The sequence below is a fragment of the Pseudomonas sp. ADAK21 genome (assembly GCF_012935735.1).
Lineage (GTDB): Bacteria > Pseudomonadota > Gammaproteobacteria > Pseudomonadales > Pseudomonadaceae > Aquipseudomonas > Aquipseudomonas proteolytica.
The window spans coordinates 3,270,129-3,290,495 of sequence record NZ_CP052857.1; the positions used below are offsets into that span (position 1 = coordinate 3,270,129).

Consider the following 20,367-nt stretch of genomic DNA (forward strand, 5'->3'; position numbering starts at 1 on the left):
CATGCAAGGCGCATCGCTTCGTCATCAGCAACCCGCTCCCGGCCGCAAGCCGGTGCCGCGTGGTGCCAGTCGAATGGTGGCTAAAGAGCCGATGTCGGCGCGCCTGCCGAAAGCCAACTTTGGTTTTCTCAAGGCCTTGTTCTGGCCGGTACTGCTGGTAGCGCTGGGCTTTGGTACCTATGAAGGTGCGCAGCGGCTGTTGCCGTATGCCGACCGCCCGATCACCAAGATCAGCGTGCAGGGCGACTTGAGCTACATCAGCCAGCAAGCGGTGCAGCAGCGAATCGCGCCTTTCGTGGCCGCGAGCTTCTTCACCATCGACCTGGCAGGCATGCGTGCCGAACTGGAACAGATGCCGTGGATTGCCCACGCCGAAGTACGGCGCGTGTGGCCGGATCAAGTGACGATCCGCCTGGAAGAACAACTGCCCGTGGCCCGTTGGGGCGACGAGGCGCTGTTGAACAACCAGGGCCAGGCATTCAACCCGCGCGAGTTGGCCAACTACGAGCATTTGCCGCAGTTGTTCGGACCGCAACGGGCACAGCAGCAAGTGATGCAGCAGTACCAGGCCTTGAGCCAGATGCTGCGGCCACTGGGCTTCTCCATTGCGCGCCTGGAATTGCGCGAGCGGGGCAGCTGGTTCCTGACCACCGGGGCAGGCAGTTCCGGCCCGGGCATCGAGTTGTTGCTGGGACGCGACCACTTGGTGGAGAAGATGCGCCGCTTTATCGCCATCTACGACAAAACCCTGAAAGAACAGATTACGAACATTGCGAGCATCGACCTGCGTTATGCCAACGGCCTGGCCGTTAGCTGGCGCGAACCGGCTGCGCCCACGGCAGCGCAACCCGCTGTCGCGAAGAATTAAGAAGAGGCAGGACCCATGGCAAACGTGCAAAGCGGCAAAATGATCGTCGGTCTCGATATCGGCACCTCCAAGGTGGTGGCGCTGGTAGGCGAGGTCGCGGACGACGGCACGCTGGAAATCGTCGGAATCGGCACGCATCCGTCCCGGGGCCTGAAGAAGGGCGTGGTGGTCAATATCGAATCCACCGTGCAATCGATCCAGCGCGCCATCGAAGAAGCGCAACTGATGGCCGGCTGCCGGATTCACTCGGCGTTCGTCGGCGTGGCGGGCAATCACATCCGCAGCCTGAACTCCCACGGCATCGTGGCGATCCGCGACCGTGAAGTCAGCTCGGCCGACCTTGAGCGCGTCCTTGATGCCGCCCAGGCCGTGGCGATCCCGGCTGACCAGCGCGTGTTGCACACCCTGCCGCAGGACTACGTGATCGATAACCAGGAAGGCGTACGTGAGCCCCTGGGCATGTCGGGCGTACGTCTGGAAGCCAAGGTCCACGTAGTGACCTGCGCGGTGAATGCCGCACAGAACATCGAAAAATGCGTGCGCCGCTGCGGCCTGGAAATCGACGACATCATTCTTGAGCAACTGGCCTCGGCCTACTCGGTACTGACCGACGACGAAAAAGAACTGGGCGTGTGCCTGGTGGACATCGGCGGCGGCACCACCGACATCGCAATCTTCACCGAGGGTGCGATCCGTCACACCGCCGTGATCCCGATTGCCGGCGACCAGGTGACCAACGACATCGCCATGGCGTTGCGTACACCGACCCAGTACGCCGAAGAAATCAAGATCCGCTACGCCTGCGCCCTGGCCAAGCTGGCCGGTGCCGGTGAAACCATCAAGGTGCCAAGCGTGGGCGATCGTCCACCGCGCGAACTGTCGCGCCAGGCCCTGGCCGAAGTGGTCGAGCCGCGCTACGACGAACTGTTCACCCTGATCCAGGCTGAACTGCGCCGCAGTGGCTACGAAGATTTGATCCCGGCCGGCATCGTGCTGACCGGTGGCACCTCGAAGATGGAAGGCGCGGTCGAACTGGCCGAGGAAATCTTCCACATGCCGGTCCGCCTGGGCGTGCCCCATGGCGTCAAGGGCCTTGGCGATGTGGTGCGCAACCCGATTTATTCCACCGGTGTGGGCTTGCTGTTGTACGGCCTGCAAAAGCAGACCGACGGCATTTCCCTGTCGGGCATTGGCAGCCGCGAAAGCTACAGCAGTGACGAGCCTAAAGCGCCGTTGCTGGAGCGCCTGCAAGCCTGGGTGAAGGGCAATTTCTAAAGATTTACCGCAACACCGTTTCAAGTAGTAGGCGAAAAAACTAGAGAAATGAAAGGAGAGGGAAAATGTTCGAACTCGTAGACAACATCCCCGCAAGCCCGGTTATCAAAGTAATCGGTGTCGGCGGTGGCGGCGGCAACGCTGTCAACCATATGGTCAAGAGCAACATTGAAGGCGTTGAATTCATCTGCGCCAACACTGATGCCCAGGCGCTCAAGAGCATTGGCGCGCGGACCATCCTGCAATTGGGCACTGCGGTGACCAAGGGCCTGGGCGCTGGCGCCAATCCGGAAGTCGGCCGTCAAGCCGCCCTGGAAGACCGCGAGCGTATTGCCGAAGTGCTGCAAGGCACCAACATGGTGTTCATCACCACTGGCATGGGCGGCGGTACCGGTACCGGTGCAGCGCCGATCATTGCCGAAGTGGCCAAGGAAATGGGGATCCTGACGGTTGCTGTCGTGACCCGTCCGTTCCCGTTCGAAGGCCGCAAGCGCATGCAGATCGCCGACGAAGGTATCCGTCTGCTGTCTGAAAGCGTTGACTCGTTGATCACCATCCCCAACGAGAAACTGCTGACCATCCTCGGTAAAGACGCAAGCCTGCTGTCGGCTTTCGCCAAGGCTGATGACGTACTGGCCGGTGCCGTTCGCGGTATCTCCGACATCATCAAGCGCCCGGGTATGATCAACGTCGACTTTGCCGACGTACGCACTGTCATGAGCGAAATGGGCATGGCGATGATGGGCACTGGCTGCGCCAGCGGTCCTAACCGTGCACGTGAAGCAACCGAAGCGGCCATCCGCAACCCGTTGCTCGAAGACGTGAACCTGCAAGGTGCACGCGGCATCCTGGTGAACATCACCGCCGGTCCTGACCTGTCCCTGGGTGAGTACTCCGACGTGGGTAGCATCATCGAAGCCTTCGCTTCCGAGCACGCGATGGTCAAGGTCGGTACCGTTATCGATCCGGACATGCGCGACGAACTGCATGTGACCGTGGTTGCCACTGGCCTGGGCGCTAAAATCGAGAAGCCTGTGAAGGTCATCGACAATACCGTTCACACCAGCCAAGCGTCTTCGACTGCCGCTCCAGCGCCTGTGCGCCCGGAAATGCCGTCGGTGAACTACCGTGACCTGGATCGTCCGACCGTGATGCGCAACCAGGCTCAGGCCGGTGCTGCTGCGTCCCGTAGCCCGAATCCGCAAGATGATCTGGATTACCTGGACATCCCGGCTTTCCTGCGTCGTCAGGCCGATTGATGGAATGTATCAGGGCTATGAAGGTGATTGGTGTTCAGCAAAGGTCTGGTCTGTTATTATCGCCAGCCTTTGTTGATACCAGTTCGCAATTTGCGCTGAAGCGGTCCAAGCCATGATTAAACAACGCACCCTGAAGAATATTATCCGTGCCACAGGTGTAGGTCTGCACTCCGGGGAGAAGGTATACCTGACCCTCAAGCCCGCACCTGTCGACACCGGCATCGTGTTTGTTCGTGCCGACCTGGACCCTGTGGTGCAGATTCCTGCTCGCGCGGAAAACGTTGGCGAAACCACCATGTCGACCACATTGGTCAACGGTGACGTCAAAGTGGACACGGTGGAGCACTTGCTCTCGGCCATGGCTGGCCTGGGCATCGATAACGCCTACGTCGAGCTCTCCGCGTCTGAAGTCCCGATCATGGATGGTAGCGCTGGACCTTTCGTATTCCTGATTCAATCTGCCGGCCTGGAAGAACAGGACGCAGCCAAGAAGTTCATTCGCATTCTGCGGGAAGTGACAGTAGAAGACGGCGACAAGCGCGCCACCTTCGTCCCGTTCGAAGGCTTTAAAGTGAGCTTTGAGATCGATTTCGATCACCCGGTATTCCGTGACCGCACCCAAAGTGCAAGCGTGGATTTTTCCAGCACTTCGTTCGTAAAAGAAGTCAGCCGCGCCCGTACCTTTGGTTTCATGAGTGACATCGAGTACCTGCGCAAGCACAACCTCGCACTCGGCGGCAGCGTGGAAAACGCCATCGTGGTCGACGCGGATGGTGTACTGAACGAAGACGGCCTTCGCTATGAAGACGAGTTCGTGAAGCACAAGATCCTCGATGCAATTGGTGACCTCTACCTGCTGGGCAATAGCCTGATAGGCGAGTTCAAAGGCTTCAAGTCGGGCCATGCACTGAACAACCAGCTCCTGCGCAAATTGATTGAGCAGAAAGATGCTTGGGAAGTCGTGACCTTCGAAGATGCCAGCACCGCACCGATCTCTTACATGCGTCCCGTTGCGGCGGTGTAAGTAACAACTCTCTTTCTTTAGTTTTTAAAGGCTGCCTTCGGGTGGCCTTTTTTTATTGGCAAATATCCGCCTATAGGGGCCGGCAAGCCGGCTGCTACATTCAAGGCGCCAGCAGTGTGGCCGCATCGACCACGCGGTTGCGCCCGCTATTTTTCGCCTCATACAACGCCCGGTCAGCACTGAGCAGCAACTGCTCCAATGACGCGCTGCTGCGTTTGTCCCAGGTGCTCAAGCCGATACTCACCGTAACTGGCTCACTATCACCCGCAACCGGCGGCAAGTGCTGGATCCCCTGGCGGATACGCTCAGCAATCGCCCGGGCACCGCTGGCATCGGTATTGGGCAGGATCACCGCAAACTCTTCGCCGCCATAACGTGCCGCCAGGTCGGCCGGGCGGCGGATCTGGCTGCCGATCACCTGTGCCACGCTGCGCAGCGCTTCGTCGCCGCCCAGGTGACCATGGCGGTCGTTGAAGGCCTTGAAGTGGTCGACGTCGATCATCAGCAGCGCCAAGGGCTCGGCGGAGCGGCGGGCGCGGTCCCATTCCAGGGTCAGGCGCTGGTCGAGGATACGGCGGTTGGCCAGGCCGGTCAGGCCGTCGGTGGCTGCCAGTTCTGACAGCACCTTCTCGGCGCGGTAACGCCGCCGTAGTTCCAGGCGCAACATCCAGCTCAACCATAACAGGCCCACACACAACACCCCGGTGGCGCCTGCCGTCAGCCATGCGGCGCGTTGCCAGGCGGCGAATACATCGTCGCTGGCCAAGGCCACCACCACGATCAATGGCAACTGGCCGACATTGGTGAAGGTGTAAAGCCGGGGGGTACCACTGATCGCAGAGATCGCCCGGAAGCTGCCGCTGCCCTCTTGCAGCATGCGCTTGAAGTTGGGGCGCGAACTCAGGTCCTTGTCGATCATGTCCCGTTCGAGCAGGGGCTGCTGGGCCAGCAGGATGCCCTGGTTGTTCAGCAGGTTGATGGTGTTGCCGCTACCAATGGTCAGGCTGCTGAACAACTGGTCGAAATACGCCAGGCGCATGGTCGCCACCGCTACCCCGGTAAATTCGCCATTGGGCCCGGTCACGCGGCGGCTGAAAGCGATGCGCCAGATTTGCTCGCAGTCACAGTGGATCTTGAACGGGCGGCTGATAAACAGGCCGGTCTCGGGGTTTTGCTGATGGATTTGGAAGTAGTCGCGGTCGGCGAAGTTGCGCAGGGTGGGGGTCTGCGTCGACGAGTCGGCCAGCACCGTGCCCTGGGCGTCCAACAGCAGGACTTCGCCTTTGTAGGGCGCTGCGGTGGATTGGTCGAATTGCAGTTGGTGCCGCACATCGCCCGGCAGTCCGGACAAATCCCGACCTGCAGCAGCAATCAGCCCTTGCAGCGCCAAGTCATACAGCTCGACGTTGCGCAGCACATCGGCATTGATCAACTGGGTGATATTGCTGGTGGAGCGCTGGGCGGTCTGTAACGTGCTGGCGTGCTCGCGGATCAGCAGCACGGCGACGATGATCAGAATCAGCACAACGGTGAGGCCACTGCCCAGAATCAGCAAAAGCTCCGGGCGTGCAGGCAGTTTAAGGGCGCGGCGTTGACTCATCGGACTGACTTCGGCGGTGACGATGATGGCAGTTTAATTCCGCGCGCCTGAAATTAAGCAATCGGCGAAAAAGATAATTCGCCGTCAGAACACATTGATCGGGTAATCGACGATTACCCGGTACTCATCCACATCACGGTCCACCGCCGAGTAGCCATTGCTGCCACGGTTGGTCGCCCATTGCAGGCGCACCGCCAAGTCCTTGGCCTTGCCGCCCTGTACCACGTATTTGAGGTCGATATCCCGTTCCCAGTGCTTGGCATTCTTGCCCTCGGCGCTGTACCAGGCCGAGTAGCCGCGGCTGTTGGGGTCGACCTTGGTCAGGTCGGTCTTGCCGCTGATGTACGACACCGCGGAGGTCAGGCCGGGCACGCCAAGGCCTGCGAAGTCGTAGGCGTACTTGAGCTTCCACGAGCGCTCGTTGGGCCCGTTGAAGTCCGAGTATTGCTGGGAGTTGTCCAGGTACACGCTGTCGCCCTGGGCGATGTAGTCGAACGGCGTGTTGCCATTGACCCGCTGGTACGCGGCCGTGACGCTGTGATTGCCCACGCCCACGGTGAAATGCAGGCTGTAGGTGTTGTTGTCGATATCCCCCAGCAGGGCATGGCCGGTGTCTTGGGTGTGGTAGAAGTGCAGGCCGGGGTTGAGGCTGACCAGGTCATTGAGCGCGTAGGTGTAGTCCAGGTCGTAGTAGTACTGGTTCCACACGTCCTTGAGTTCAGAGGCGTACAGGTTGCTGGTCAGCCCTGGCAGGCCGCTCCAGGCCACGCCGGCCCAGTTCATGTGCTGGCTGTCCTGGCCCTTGGGCAGCGCGCCGTAGCTGGTGCCGATACGCCCGTGGCCGCTCTGGTTATAGAGCTTGGCGAAACTGGCCTGGCCACCTTCGAACATCCAGCCGTCAAGGCTGTGGTTGGTCAGGCTGACGCCACGAAAGGTCTCGGGCAGCATGCGCGTCATGCCACCGGCAATCACCGGGTTGTTGAGGAACAGGTCGCCGGCTTTGAGTTCGGTATCGAAGGCGCGCATTTTCAGGGTGCCGCCACCGGTAGAAAACGAGCCCGGCGCTTTGCCGTTGCCGCTGCCGTACGGCAGGATGCTGGAGCCGTCGGTGCCACCACCGCCGTCCAGTTTCAGGCCGAGCATGGCATGGGCGTCCAGGCCAAAACCCACGGTGCCTTGGGTGTAGCCAGACTCGAAGACCCCGAGGAAGCCTTGGCCCCACTCTTTGCTGTCGTCAGTGTGGATGTCGCGGCGGTCGCGGTTCATGTAGTAGTTGCGGGTGTTGATAGTGAGGCTGGAGCCTTCGACGAATCCGTCGGTGGGAGGGGCATCTGCGGCATGGGCGAGAGGGGAGATAGTTGCTGCAATCGCGAGGAATAACGGGGTGAATGTCAGCGCGGGTTTCACCGGGGAAGCTCCTTTGGATGAGTCTGAACGGCCAATGTTGTGGGGTGTTCCTGGCCTTTTTTACGGCAAAAAAAAGCCGCTGAAGTCAGCGGCTTTAAGACAGATTCCCAGTGTAGAGCCCTGGAAATAAGTCGAGGGAAATAGCAGGGCGGGTCGGCTGTCTTTGCCGTCTCGCTCGTCGATGCGACATATTGGCGCAGGCGAGCGGTACGGTACAGAGTGTAACAAGATAATGACTGTTGCCCAAATCGCAACAGTCGAGACGGCGATCTACCTATGGGGATGGGCTTGTGTGGGAGCGGGCTTGCTCGCTCCCACATTTTGATTGTGTAGTGGTTTAAAAAAATTAGATGGGCAGGGTGATACCAAAGGTATTGCCACCGTGTTCACTGCGCACGAACACATCCCCGCCATGCATCAAGGCAATCGCCTTGACGATGGCCAGCCCCAACCCATGATTGGCCCCGCTGTTACTGCGCGAGGCGTCGACGCGGTAGAAGCGCTCGAACAAGCGGGGCAGATGTTCGCTGGCGATCAGCTCCCCTGGGTTGGTCACGCCAATCAGCACCTGCTGCTCCTGCGTTTCAATCCGTACCTGGATCTCCTGCCCCGGCGAGGTATGCTGCACGGCATTGTTCAGCAGGTTGATCAGCGCCCGGCGCAAATGAGCCTTTTCGATCTGGACCTGGGCATCGCCGACCACGGTGACCCGCACCTGGGCGTCTTCGAGGATAAAGTCCAGGTACTCGAGGGTCGTCGCCACCTCATCGGCCAGGGAGCACTCAATCAGTTTGGTGGCCTTGCTGCCCTGGTCGGCGCTGGCCAGGAACAGCATGTCATTGATGATCGAGCGCAGGCGCTCCAACTCTTCCAGGTTCGATTGCAGCACTTCGAAGTAATGCTCGGCGGAGCGGCCACGGGTCAGCGCCACCTGGGTCTGGCCGATCAGGTTGGTCAGTGGCGAGCGCAGTTCGTGGGCCACGTCGGCATTGAAGGACTCCAGGCGTGAGTAGGCGGTTTCCACCCGCTCCAGGGTCGAGTTGAAGGAGTTGACGAACTGCTTGAGCTCCGGCGGCAACGGCGACAACTGCAAGCGCCCCGACAGTTTGGGCGGTGCCAGTTTTTGCGCCTCATCCGACAGCTTGATCAACGGTTTGAGACCGATGCGCGCGACCCAGAAGCCCAGCAGCGAAGCCAGTACCACGCCGACAAACGACAGGCTGATCAACGCCATCAGCAGATGGTGCTGGGTGGCGCGGAAGTTGGCGGTGTCGATGGCGATCATAAAGCGCAGCGGCGGGCGCTGGTCCTTGGCCGGGAACTGACTGACCAGCACCTTGAACGGATAGGCGTGGCCCGGCAGGTACAAATCACGCTTGCCCGTGGGGCCGGCGGCGAATTCGCGGATACGTGCGTCGGGTTTGCCGTACTCATAAGTCGGGTCACTGCTCACCACCCAGAAACGAATGCGCGTGTCCTCTTCCCCCAGCAGCTTGAGTTTGCTGGCCATCTTCACCCAATGATCCGGCGTGCCGAAACGCGTGATCGACGACTCCAGCACACTGTAGCGCGCATCCAACTCGGCCCCCGGCAACAAGCCCAGGCCACGGTCCACCTGCTGGTACAACGCGCCACCGATCAGCAGGAAAATCACCAGCGCCACCAGGGTGAACATGCCGCTCAGGCGCAGGGCAATCGAGTTACTCGACACTGCGATTCTCCAGCACATAGCCCATGCCGCGGATGGTGTGCAGCAGCTTGTGCTCAAATGGCCCGTCGAGCTTGGCCCGCAGGCGCTTGATCGCCACTTCGACCACATTGGCATCGCTGTCGAAATTGATGTCCCAGACCATTTCCGCAATCGCCGTCTTCGACAGGATTTCGCCCTGGCGCCGGGCCAGGACGCTGAGCAGCGAGAACTCCTTGGCGGTCAGGTCCAGGCGCTGGCCGGCGCGGCTGGCCTTGCGGCTGATCAGGTCGATCCACAGGTCGGCGATGCTCACCTGTACCGGCTCATGCCCACCGCTGCGCCGGGTCAGGGCTTGCAGGCGCGCCACCAGTTCGAGGAACGAAAACGGCTTGCCCAGGTAATCGTCGGCGCCTTCGCGCAGGCCGCGAATGCGGTCTTCCACACGCTCGCGGGCGGTGAGCATGATCACTGGCGTCTGCTTGCGGGCCCGCAGTGCGCGCAGCACGCCAAAGCCGTCGAGGCCGGGCAGCATCACATCGAGCACGATCACCGCGTAGTCGCTTTCCAGGGCCAGGTGCAGGCCCTCGATGCCGTCGCGGGCCACGTCCACGGTGTAGCCTTGTTCCGTCAGCCCGCGATGCAGGTAGTCGGCGGTTTTTTCTTCGTCTTCAATAATCAGGACGCGCATGACCCCGCCTCAATGTGTGGTCGCCAACCCGAGGGCCGGTTTGGGTCTGTGGAAAAGTTTCTCAAGGTACAAGTATATGACCGGCGTGGTGAACAACGTCAGCGCCTGGCTCACCAGCAACCCGCCGACCACCGCGATCCCCAGGGGCTGGCGCAACTCCGCGCCGGGGCCTGCGCCGAGCATCAGCGGCACCGCGCCCAGCAGGGCGGCGAGGGTGGTCATGATGATCGGCCGGAACCGCGTGACACAGGCTTCGTAAATCGCCTCGCCAGGTGCCAGCCCACGCACGCGCTGGGCTTCCAGGGCAAAGTCGATCATCAGGATGCCGTTTTTCTTGACGATGCCGATCAACAGCACCAGGCCGATCAACGCCATGATGGAAAAGTCCTGGCCCAGCAGCCAGAGCATGATCAGCGCGCCCAGGCCGGCCGAGGGCAAGGTCGAGATGATCGTCAGCGGGTGCACGAAGCTCTCATACAGCACGCCGAGGATGATATAGACCGCCACCAGCGCCGCGAGGATCAACCACGGCTGGCTGGCCAATGAACTCTGGAACGCCTGGGCCGCGCCCTGGAAGTTACCGATGATGGTGCTCGGCATGCCGATTTCGTTCTTCGCCTGGTCGAGCATGATCACCGCGTCGCCCAGGGCCACGCCCGGTGCCAGGTTGAACGACAGGTTGGCCGCCGGGAACATGCCGTCATGGCTGATGGACAAAGGCCCGACCGTCGGCGGGTCGACCTTGGCCAGCGCCGACAACGGCACCATCTCGCCACTGAGCGGCGAGCGCAGGTAGAAATAATTCAGGCTCTCGGCCTTGCCCCGTTGCTGGCTGTCCAGCTCCAGCACCACTTGGTATTGGTTGGTCTCGGTCTGGAATTCATTGACCTGGCGTTGGCCGAACGCATCGTACAGCGCCTGATCGACATCGGTGGCTGTCAGTCCAAACCGTGCGGCCGCCTGGCGGTCGATGCTGATGTGGGTGATGCTGCCGCCCAGTTGCAGGTCGTTGGACAGATCGCGAAAGGCCGGGTTGGCGCGCAGTTTTTCGGTCAGGCGCTGGGTCCAGGTGTTCAGGGTTGCGCCATCGTTGCTCTTGAGCACGTACTGGTACTGGCTGCGGCTGGGCCCGGAACTGAGGTTGATATCCTGGCCGGCGCGCAGGTACAGCACGATCCCCGGCACCTGGGCCAGTTTGGCGCGAATCCGGTCGATAAACTGGCTGGCCGACACATCACGCTCACCCCGATCCTTCAAGGCAATCCAGAAGCGGCCGTTGGCGATGGTCTGGTTGCTGCCGGTGACACCCACCGAATGAGAGAAGTTTTCCACCGCCGGGTCAGCCTTGATGATCTCGGCCAGGGCCTGGTGCTTGGCCACCATATCCGGGTAGGACACATCCGCCGCCGCCTCGCTGGTGCCGAGGATAAAGCCGGTGTCTTGTACCGGGAAAAACCCCTTGGGAATAAACACGTAGCCGGCCACCGCCAGGCCCAGGGTCACGGTGAAGACAGCGAGCATCGTGCGCGGATGGGCCAGTGCCCGTTGCAGGTTCCGCGCATAACCGGCCAGCAGGCGTTCGCCAAAGCCCGGCTTGTCGTGGGGATGATGGCTAGGGGCGCGCATGAACTGCCCGGCCAGCATCGGCGCCAGGGTCAGGGACACCACCACCGAAATCAGGATGGTCGAGGTCGCCGTCAGGGCAAATTCCTTGAACAGGCGCCCGACCACGCCGCCCATGAACAGCAACGGGATAAACGCCGCCACCAGCGAGAAGCTGATGGATACCACGGTAAACCCGATCTCGCCGGCGCCCTTGATTGCTGCTTCACGCTTGTCCAGGCCGGCCTCAAGGTGGCGGTGGATGTTCTCCACCACCACAATCGCATCGTCCACCACAAAACCCACGGCGATGACGATGGCTACCAGGGTCAGGTTATTCAGGCTGAAGCCCATCACATACATCAAGGCAAAAGTGGCCACCAGCGATACTCCCAGAACGCTGGAAACAATCAGGGTTGCCGACCATTGGCGCAGGAACAGCGCCATCACTGCCACCACCAGCAACACGGCGATCAACAGGGTGATTTCCACTTCATGCAGCGAGGCGCGAATGGTCTTGGTGCGGTCCGACAACGAGCTGACGTCCACCGACGCCGGCAGCATTGCCTGCAGGCGCGGCAACTCGGCCTGGATGCGGTCCACGGTGTCGACGATATTGGCCCCCGGCTGGCGGAAAATCACCAGGTTGACCCCCGGCGTATCGCCGGACCAGGCCTGCACGTAGGCGTTCTCCGAACCATTGATCACCCGCGCCACATCGCGCAACTGCACCGGCGCGCCGTCCTTGTAGGAAACGATCAGGTCGCCGTATTCCTCGGGGTGGAACAGTTGATCGTTGGTCGACAGCGTCGACACGCTGTCGCGCCCATACAGCGCGCCCTTGGCCAGGTTCAGGCTCGATTGCTGGAGCACCAGGCGGATGTCGGCCAGGGTCAGGCCGATGGCCGCGAGCTTGTCCGGCGAGGCCTGCACGCGGATCGCCGGGCGTTGCTGGCCGGTGATGCTGATCTGGCCGACCCCGTCGATCTGGCTGATCTGCCGGGCCAGCAGGGTTTCCACGTAGTCGCTCAGTTCGGTGCCGGGCATGTTGTTGGAGCTGATACTGAGGATCAGCACTGGGCTGTCCGCTGGGTTGACCTTGCGCCAGGTCGGCAGGTTGGGCATATCGCTGGGCAACTTGCCGGCCGCGGTGTTGATCGCTGCCTGGACTTCCTGGGCGGCGGTATCGATGCTCTTGTCGAGGGTGAATTGCAGGGTCAGGAGGCTGGAACCCAGAGCGCTGCTGGACGTCATCTGGGTCATGCCGGGGATGGCGCTGAATTGCACTTCCAAGGGCGTTGCCACCGAGGACGCCATGGTATCGGGGCTGGCGCCGGGCAGTTGGGCGGTGACCTGGATCGTCGGGAACTCCGCCTCCGGCAGCGGCGCGACCGGCAGGCGCGGGAAGGCGATCAGCCCGAGCAGCACCAGGGCAAAGGTCAACAGCAGGGTGGCGACCGGATGGTCGACACACCACGCCGATACCGAGCCACGGCCCTTCATGGCCGGGCCTGCGCTTGGGCGGTCTGGATCACTTGCGGCGGCTCCTTGAGCACCTCCACCTGGGCGCCGGCCTTGAGGCGTGACTGGCCGTCGCTGACCAGCACATCACCGGGCTGCACGCCGGTGACAATCGTCAGGTCGCTGTTCTGGTAGGTCACCTGCACGGGTACCACGTCCACTTTGTCGCCATTGAGGCGGTACACAAAGTGCGAGTCCATGCCGCGCTGGACCACGGTCGGTGGCACCACCAGGGCGGCCTTGTCGAGGGCGGTCTGGATCTTTACCGTGACCAGTTGCCCTGGCCACAGCGTTTGCGCGGCATTGCTGAACTCGGCCTTGGCGCGGATGGTGCCGGTGGTGGCGCTGATCTGGTTATCGATCAGGCTCAGGCGGCCCTCGCCGAGCAGGATCGCGGCCGGGCTCTCGGTGTCGGCACCCAGGAACGCATCGACACTGGCCGGGTGTTGCGCGGCGATCAGGCCTTGCAGGGTCGGCAGCATCTGTTGTGGCAGGGAAAACTCCACCGCAATCGGGTCGATCTGCGTCACCGAGAACAGGCCTTGGGTGTCGCTGGTGCGCAGGAAGTTGCCTTCATCCACATTGCGAATCCCGACGCGACCGCTGACGGGGGAGCGAATCTGCGTGTAGGAAAGCTGGACCTGGGCCGCATCAATCGCCGCCTGGTTGCCCTGGACCGTGGCCTTGAGCTGATTGACCAGGGCTTGCTGCTGGTCGTAAGTCTGCTTCGACACGCCGTCGTCGATGCTCAGCTCCTTGTAGCGCTTGAGATTGACCTGGGCCACCTGCAACTGCGCCTGGCTTTCGCCCAACTGGGCCCTGGCCTGGTCGAGGCTGGCGCGGATCGCCCGGTCGTCAATGCTCGCCAGCAGGTCGCCGGCCTTGACCAGTTGCCCTTCCTTGACCTGCAATCGGGTGAGGATGCCGTCGACTTGCGGGCGAATCACCACACTGTGCAGCGACAGTACCGAGCCGATGCCGCTGACAAACCGCGGGATGTCCTGCTGGGCGACACTGACCACCCGCACCGGGATCGCAGTGGAGGCGGACAGCTTGGTCTTGGCCGGCCGGGTCGCGACCCAGGCCACGACCGCCAGGGCCACGACGGCGAGCACAATCAAGGTGGTTTTGCGTTGAATGTGCATGGGCTCGCGGCGTCCGGACAGAGAATGGGAAGAGTGAAGGCTCTTTATAGCCGGCAAACCCGGTCAGCAAAGTGACCGTTAACTGACAGCGCTGACAGCAAAGGTCGACCATTCGTACGGGCAGTGGTTAAAGAACCAGGGCGCGCAGGTATACTGCGCGCCAGTGTGGCCCGCAAGTCGGGCCCGCGTCATTTTTTGCACGCTCCGGAGCTTCCATGAATTGCCCGACACAACCGCCTGTTGAAAGCGCCGAACTCGCTGATCCAGACAGCCTCGACAGTGAGGCCAAGCCGGTGATCCCGGCCTTCAAATTCCCCTTCAAACCGGGTGAACTGGCCGGGGCGAAAGACAGCAATCAGCCGTGGTACAAAAACGGCGCGAAGAACGGCCACACCAAAACCCCTGGTATGGCGCCGCCAGGCACCCGCCGCTCGATGGGTAAACGCTGACGGCAGTTGTGCCTACAGCCATTGCTGACTTTTCGTCTTGTCGGTCCACGACCTTTTCTTGAAAGCTTGCCTGATACCCCTTCGCCGCGCCTGATTGGCAGCAGTTTGGTTTGAGGGTGTGGGTCTTTCAGGAAAGGGATGTCTGCATGGCTTTGGCAAAGATCTTCGTGTTATCCGTTGGGCTGCTGCTGTCGGGCGGCTTTTTTATGGGGGCGGTGGCCGGCACTGCGCCGCGCAGCGAGATCCGCTTCGCGATCTCCCCGCAGTTCCCGCCCTACGAAAGCCGCAATGCCCAAGGGCGATTGGTGGGCTTGAACATCGAACTGGGCAATGCCCTGTGTGCCCAGCTCGATGTGCGCTGCACCTGGGTCGACCAGGTATTTTCCCACAGCATTGATGCCCTGGAACGCCGGCGTTTCGATGCGATCATGGGCATGGCATCCACCCCCCAGCGTCGGCAACTGATCGATTTCACCGACGACCTCTATCCCCTTACCACCCAGTTGGTGGCCCGCAAGTATTCCGGGCTGCTGCCGACCGTGCGTGCGCTCAAGGGCAAGCGCGTCGGGGTGCTGGCCGGCAGTAATCGTGAAGCCTTCGCCCTGGCGCAATGGGCGCCGGCCGGGGTGATCATCAAGAGCTTCTGGCTCAACGACCAGTTGATCCGCAGCCTGGTAGCCGGCGATATCGACGCGGCGCTGCAAGGCACCGCAGAAATCCGCCAGGAGTTGCTCGACACCGAGCAGGGCCGGGCGTTTGACTTCGTCGGCCCACCGGTGGCCGGCCAACTGATGGGCACTGCCGTGGCTATCGGCGTGCGCAAGTCCGACCCCGAGTTGCGCAGTGAGCTGAACCGCGCACTGGAGCAGCTCAGGCAGAGCGGCGAGTACCAGCGCATTCTCCAGGGTTATCCACAGGAGGCACACGACACCGCCAGTGCTCAGGACCCGCTCGGGCCGCAGTTTTACCCCGCTGACCCGGAGCTGCCGTTTTCCGAGGCCGTGCGGGTCGGTAACACGCTGTACACCTCCAGCATTGCCGGGGTGGATGCCAACCTCAACCTGGTGAAGGGCGGCACGGGCGCGCAGATGAAACAGCTGATGAATACGCTGCACGAACTATTGGTACGTCATGAGTCGTCGCTGGACCGCGTGGTCAAGTGCACCTTGATGCTGGTCGAGCTGGAGGACCTGAAGCTGGTCAACGACGTGTACCTGGGCTACTTCGCCCAAGGCCGGCTGCCCGCCCGCAGTGTGCTGGCCGTGCGCCGGCTGCCGCGCGGCGCACGGGTGGCGATCGAATGCGTGGCCGTGGTCGGCGACCCTCCCGGATCGTTGACGGGGGCAGCGGGTAACTAAATGCGTGGAACATGAGCTGGATCAGTATTTGCTCAACCGGTGCGCTTAGAGTCGGTGCCCCTGCCGACTCCCTCAACAACCCCGAGCGCGCTTTCCATGAAGATCAATCTCCCGGTCACGGGTCGAAGTGTGGACATTGCCCAAGACGCCAACATCCTCTCGACCACTGACCTAGGTAGTTCGATTACCTACGCCAACCAGGACTTTATCGACATCAGTGGCTACAGCCGTGAGGAACTGCTGGGCGCGCCACATAATCTGCTACGCCATCCCGACATGCCGTCGGCGGCGTTTGCCCATATGTGGCAGACCCTCAAAAGTGGTCGCTCGTGGATGGGCATGGTGAAGAATCGCTGCAAGAACGGTGATCACTACTGGGTCAGCGCCTATGCCTCGCCGGTCACCCGCGACGGGGCGACGGTGGAATACCAGTCGGTGCGCACCAAGCCCGACGCACGCCGAGTGAGAGCGGCAGAGCGCGCCTATGTGCGTTTGCGCGCAGGCTCCCGGCGCATGCGGCCGGTGCTGGAGATGCCGATGAAGTTGTCGCTGGTCACTGGGGCGACGTGCGCGCTGACCTGGGGCGTGGGGACCGGGCTGGCCAGTTATTCATGGGCGTTGCAAGTGCTGGGCCTGGCGGCAGTGGGCGCGGTTGGCGTGCTGGGCATCAATCTGTTGTTGCGGCCCCTGAGGCAATTGAGCGAGCGGGCGCGGCAGATTGCCGACAACCCCGTCAGCCAGGCGATCTACACCGGGCGCGCGGACGAGCTGGGGCAAATCGAATTTGCCATGCAAATGCTCGAAGCCCAGGCGGGCGCGGTGGTGGGTCGGATTGGCGATGCCTCGCAGCGTTTATCCGGACACGCCGCCGCCCTGGTCCAGCAACTGGACAGCAGCCACACCAGCACCCTGGGCCAGCAGAGCCAGACCGATCAGGTGGCGACCGCCATCCAGCAGATGGCGGCCAGCGTGGCGCAAGTTGCCAGCCACGCCCAACAAGCCTCGAAAGCGGCAGACCTGGCCGGCAGCGAGACCCGTGAAGGCCATCTGCGCGTGGACGAAAGCCGCGATGCGGTGCTGCGCCTGTCCCAGGAACTGGCCAGGGCCACCACCGTGATCCATCAACTGGAAAGCCACAGCGGGGATATCTCCAGCGTACTGGAAGTGATCCGGGCAATTGCCGAACAGACCAACCTGCTGGCCCTCAACGCGGCCATCGAGGCGGCGCGGGCTGGCGAGCAGGGCCGTGGCTTTGCGGTGGTGGCCGACGAAGTGCGCGGCCTGGCGCAACGTACCCAGCAATCCACCAATGAAATCCAACGCATGATCAGCACCTTGCAGGGCGGCGCCCGTGATGCGGTGATGGCCATGGAGCAAAGCAGCCAGCATGTCGAAGTCAGCGTCGACCATGCCCAGCGCGCCGCGTCGGCCCTGGATGGCATCAGCCAGCGGGTCAACCAGATCACGGCCATGAGTGTGCAGATTGCGGCGGCGGTAGAAGAACAGAGCGCGGTGAGCGAGGACATCAATCGCAATATCGTCGGTATCCGCAATGCGGGCGAGGCGACCGTCAGCGCCGGCCAACAGAGCCAGCTCAGCTCGGGCGACGTCGCCGCGCTGGCGGAAGACCTGCGGCGCTTGGCAGAAGAGTTCTGGGGCAAACGCCGCTAACCTGCCGCCGCCCTCCCTGTGGCGAGCGGGCTTGTCGTGGCGAGCGGGCTTGCCCCGCGCTGGGTGGCGAAGCCGCCCCAAAACCTGCTGGCTCGGTATGTCTGAAACAACTGCGGTGCCTGGGGTGGGGCTGCTACGCAGCCCAGCGCGGGGCAAGCCCGCTCGCCACCACAAGCGCGCTGGCCGCAAGAAATCTACAGTCCAAGAAAACTGCTGTGCTGCAGCCCCCCAAACTCCCGACCTGCCGCCGCCCTCCCAGTGGCGAGCGGGCTTGCCCCGCGCTGGGTGGCGAAGCCGCCCCAAAACCTGCTGGCTCGGTATGTCTGAAACAACTGCGGTGCTTGGGGTGGGGCTGCTACGCAGCCCAGCGCGGGGCAAGCCCGCTCGCCACCACAAGCGCGCTGGCCGCAAGAAATCTACAGTCCAAGAAAACTACTGTGCTGCAGCCCCCCAAACTCCCGACCTGCCGCCGCCCTCCCTGTGGCGAGCGGGCTTGCCCCGCGCTGGGTGGCGAAGCCGCCCCAAAACCTGCTGGCTCGGTATGTCTGAAACAACTGCGGTGCTTGGAGTGGGGCTGCTCCGCAGCCCAGCGCGGGGCAAGCCCGCTCGCCACAACAAGCCCGCTCGCCGCAAGAAATCTACAGTCCAAGAAAACTGCTGTGCTGCAGCCCCCCAAACTCCCGACGTGCCGCCGCCCTCCCTGTGGCGAGCGGGCTTGCCCCGCGCTGGGTGGCGAAGCCGCCCCAAAACCTGCTGGCTCGGTACATCTGAAACAACTGCGGTGCCTGGAGTGGGGCTGCTACGCAGCCCAGCGCGGGGCAAGCCCGCTCGCCACAACAAGCCCGCTCGCCGCAAGAAATCTACAGTCCAAGAAAACTGCTGTGCTGCAGCCCCCCAAACTCCCGACGTGCCGCCGCCCTCCCAGTGGCGAGCGGGCTTGCCCCGCGCTGGGTGGCGAAGCCGCCCCAAAACCTGCTGGCTCGGTATGTCTGAAACAACTGCGGTGCCTGGGGTGGGGCTGCTACGCAGCCCAGCGCGGGGCAAGCCCGCTCGCCACAACAAGCGCGCTGGCCACAAGAAATCTGCAGTCCAAGAAAACTACTGTGCTGCAGCCCCCCAAACTCCCGACCTGCCGCCGCCCTCCCAGTGGCGAGCGGGCTTGCCCCGCGCTGGGTGGCGAAGCCGCCCCAAAACCTGCTGGCTCGGTATGTCTGAAACAACTGCGGTGCCTGGGGTGGGGCTGCTACGCAGCCCAGCGCGGGGCAAGCCCGCTCGCCACCACAAGCGCGCTGGCCGCAAGAAATCTACAGTCCAAGAAAACTGCTGTGCTGCAGCCCCCCAAACTCCCGACCTGCCGCCGCCCTCCCTGTGGCGAGCGGGCTTGCCCCGCGCTGGGTGGCGAAGCCGCCCCAAAACCTGCTGGCTCGGTACATCTGAAACAACTGCGGTGCCTGAAGTGGGGCTGCTACGCAGCCCAGCGCGGGGCAAGCCCGCTCGCCACAACAAGCCCGCTCGCCGCAAGAAATCTACAGTCCAAGAAAACTGCTGTGCTGCAGCCCCCCAAACTCCCGACGTGCCGCCGCCCTCCCTGTGGCGAGCGGGCTTGCCCCGCGCTGGGTGGCGAAGCCGCCCCAAAACCTGCTGGCTCGGTATGTCTGAAACAACTGCGGTGCCTGGAGTGGGGCTGCTACGCAGCCCCGCGCGGGGCAAGCCCGCTCGCCACAACAAGCGCGCTGGCCACAAGAAATCTGCAGTCCAAGAAAACTACTGTGCTGCAGCCCCCCAAACTCCCGACGTGCCGCCGCCCTCCCTGTGGCGAGCGGGCTTGCCCCGCGCTGGGTGGCGAAGCCGCCCCAAAACCTGCTGGCTCGGTACATCTGAAACAACAGCGGTGCCTGAAGTGGGGCTGCTACGCAGCCCAGCGCGGGGCAAGCCCGCTCGCCACAACAAGCCCGCTCGCCACTACAAGCGTGCTCGATACAGCGACAGGCTTACGCCTCTGACGGCCCTCAGGCAGCGCGCAGGGAGATGAACGCGTAGTTGGCCGGCACTTCGGTGGCGATCTGCGCCCCGGCGTCCAGCAACTGCTCGGCAATGTCCATCCCGGAGACATGGAACACCCATTCATTGGCCCCGGCTGGCTGGGTCGCGGCCAATTCAATGGCCTGGGCAAAGGCGCCCATGTCCGGCAGGTAAGCGGTAAACCCATCGCCCTTGAGCGCCGTGGTCCGAATCCCCAGCAGGGCGCACACCGCCTCCTTGGTCTGCACATCGTCACGGTCGGCCTGGCGCGAGCGGCGGATCAGGTCGGCCAGTTCGTGGTCCATCAGTTCACCGCCGACGATCAGCGCCGGGCCTTGTTCCCAGGATTGCGGCGGGCAATCCTTGGCGGCCGGGTTCAGCGGGATATGCGGGTTGATCTCCATCGGGTAGATGCGACAGACCAGCGGCCTGCGCTCATAGATGCCGCAACGGTTGTCTTCGTCAAGATTCCGGCAGCGCCCGGCGTTGTAGGCGGCAAAGGTGATTGCCACGAACGCCTGGGTATTGCCGCTGGGCACCACCACTGAACGCCGTTCGGCATGCTCGCGCTGTTGCAGAGGCAGGCCCAGGCCATTGCCCAGGAAACCTTCCACCAGCACGATGACGTTGCCGCCATCTGCCGCCCACTGGCGGGCTTCGTCGAGGGTCAGGGGGACATGATGGTCGGTGCAGCATTTGCCGCAACCAACGCAGGAAAAATGGGTATTCATGGAGGATCTGCTACCAGGCCAGGTCAGAGGGCTCTCTTGAGCGGTGACGGGTTTTTA

13 protein-coding genes and 2 pseudogenes are annotated in these 20,367 nt (G+C 62.7%); 8 read left to right on the forward strand and 7 right to left on the reverse strand.

The genetic code is table 11. The features are described from left to right. Position 1: 1 nt before the first annotated feature. The 4 genes from HKK57_RS14875 (at position 2) to lpxC (ending at position 4,426) form a co-directional block, all read left to right on the forward strand. Positions 2-868, forward strand: coding sequence for a cell division protein FtsQ/DivIB (locus HKK57_RS14875; protein ID WP_029297835.1), 867 nt, complete (start codon positions 2-4; stop codon positions 866-868). A gap of 15 nt (positions 869-883) precedes the next feature. Continuing rightward, complete coding sequence (gene ftsA, locus HKK57_RS14880) at positions 884-2,143, forward strand: cell division protein FtsA (protein ID WP_029297837.1); 1,260 nt, start codon at positions 884-886, stop codon at positions 2,141-2,143. A 65-nt stretch (positions 2,144-2,208) separates the two neighbouring features. Further along, positions 2,209-3,402 (forward strand): cell division protein FtsZ, encoded by a 1,194-nt coding sequence (gene ftsZ / locus HKK57_RS14885; RefSeq protein WP_029297839.1) that lies wholly within the window; start codon positions 2,209-2,211, stop codon positions 3,400-3,402. A gap of 112 nt (positions 3,403-3,514) precedes the next feature. Further along, positions 3,515-4,426 (forward strand): UDP-3-O-acyl-N-acetylglucosamine deacetylase, encoded by a 912-nt coding sequence (lpxC, locus tag HKK57_RS14890; RefSeq protein ID WP_029297841.1) that lies wholly within the window; start codon positions 3,515-3,517, stop codon positions 4,424-4,426. 100 nt (positions 4,427-4,526) lie between these two features. Here lpxC and HKK57_RS14895 read toward each other — a convergent pair whose 3' ends face one another. The 6 genes from HKK57_RS14895 to HKK57_RS14920 all read right to left on the reverse strand — a co-directional run bounded on the left by HKK57_RS14895 (position 4,527) and on the right by HKK57_RS14920 (position 14,079). Next, positions 4,527-6,026 carry a sensor domain-containing diguanylate cyclase gene (locus tag HKK57_RS14895; RefSeq protein ID WP_070994085.1) on the reverse strand — a complete coding sequence of 500 codons (1,500 nt, stop codon included), beginning with the start codon at positions 6,024-6,026 and terminating at the stop codon, positions 4,527-4,529. 84 nt (positions 6,027-6,110) lie between these two features. Next, complete coding sequence (locus tag HKK57_RS14900; protein ID WP_070994084.1) at positions 6,111-7,433, reverse strand: OprD family porin; 1,323 nt, start codon at positions 7,431-7,433, stop codon at positions 6,111-6,113. Positions 7,434-7,779: 346 nt separating this feature from the next. Continuing rightward, positions 7,780-9,144, reverse strand: a complete 1,365-nt coding sequence (locus HKK57_RS14905; protein ID WP_070994083.1) for a heavy metal sensor histidine kinase — start codon at positions 9,142-9,144, stop codon at positions 7,780-7,782. Beyond that, on the reverse strand, positions 9,134-9,811 hold the full coding sequence (locus tag HKK57_RS14910) for a heavy metal response regulator transcription factor (RefSeq protein WP_029297848.1): 678 nt from the start codon (positions 9,809-9,811) through the stop codon (positions 9,134-9,136). Before HKK57_RS14910 ends, HKK57_RS14905 begins: the two co-directional genes overlap by 11 nt. A 9-nt stretch (positions 9,812-9,820) precedes the next feature. Then, positions 9,821-12,916, reverse strand: a complete 3,096-nt coding sequence (locus HKK57_RS14915) for a multidrug efflux RND transporter permease subunit (protein WP_070994082.1) — start codon at positions 12,914-12,916, stop codon at positions 9,821-9,823. After that, positions 12,913-14,079, reverse strand: a complete 1,167-nt coding sequence (locus HKK57_RS14920; RefSeq protein ID WP_070994081.1) for an efflux RND transporter periplasmic adaptor subunit — start codon at positions 14,077-14,079, stop codon at positions 12,913-12,915. The genes HKK57_RS14915 and HKK57_RS14920 overlap by 4 nt, the downstream gene beginning before the upstream one ends. Positions 14,080-14,294: 215 nt before the next feature. Between HKK57_RS14920 and HKK57_RS14925 the strand changes: the two genes are divergently transcribed. The 4 genes and pseudogenes from HKK57_RS14925 to HKK57_RS27335 all read left to right on the forward strand — a co-directional run. Then, positions 14,295-14,528 (forward strand): hypothetical protein, encoded by a 234-nt coding sequence (locus HKK57_RS14925; protein WP_029297855.1) that lies wholly within the window; start codon positions 14,295-14,297, stop codon positions 14,526-14,528. Positions 14,529-14,674: 146 nt separating this feature from the next. Beyond that, on the forward strand, positions 14,675-15,886 hold the full coding sequence (locus HKK57_RS14930; protein WP_169390348.1) for a transporter substrate-binding domain-containing protein: 1,212 nt from the start codon (positions 14,675-14,677) through the stop codon (positions 15,884-15,886). A 96-nt stretch (positions 15,887-15,982) separates the two neighbouring features. Continuing rightward, positions 15,983-16,264: pseudogene (locus tag HKK57_RS27330) on the forward strand (PAS domain-containing protein); the annotation flags it as partial. 300 nt (positions 16,265-16,564) lie between these two features. Beyond that, positions 16,565-17,557, forward strand: a pseudogene (locus HKK57_RS27335) (methyl-accepting chemotaxis protein); the annotation flags it as partial. Positions 17,558-19,566: 2,009 nt separating this feature from the next. On the opposite strand, the gene HKK57_RS14940 reads toward HKK57_RS27335, so the two are convergent. Then, on the reverse strand, positions 19,567-20,310 hold the full coding sequence (locus HKK57_RS14940; protein ID WP_154906634.1) for a YkgJ family cysteine cluster protein: 744 nt from the start codon (positions 20,308-20,310) through the stop codon (positions 19,567-19,569). Positions 20,311-20,367: the final 57 nt, after the last annotated feature.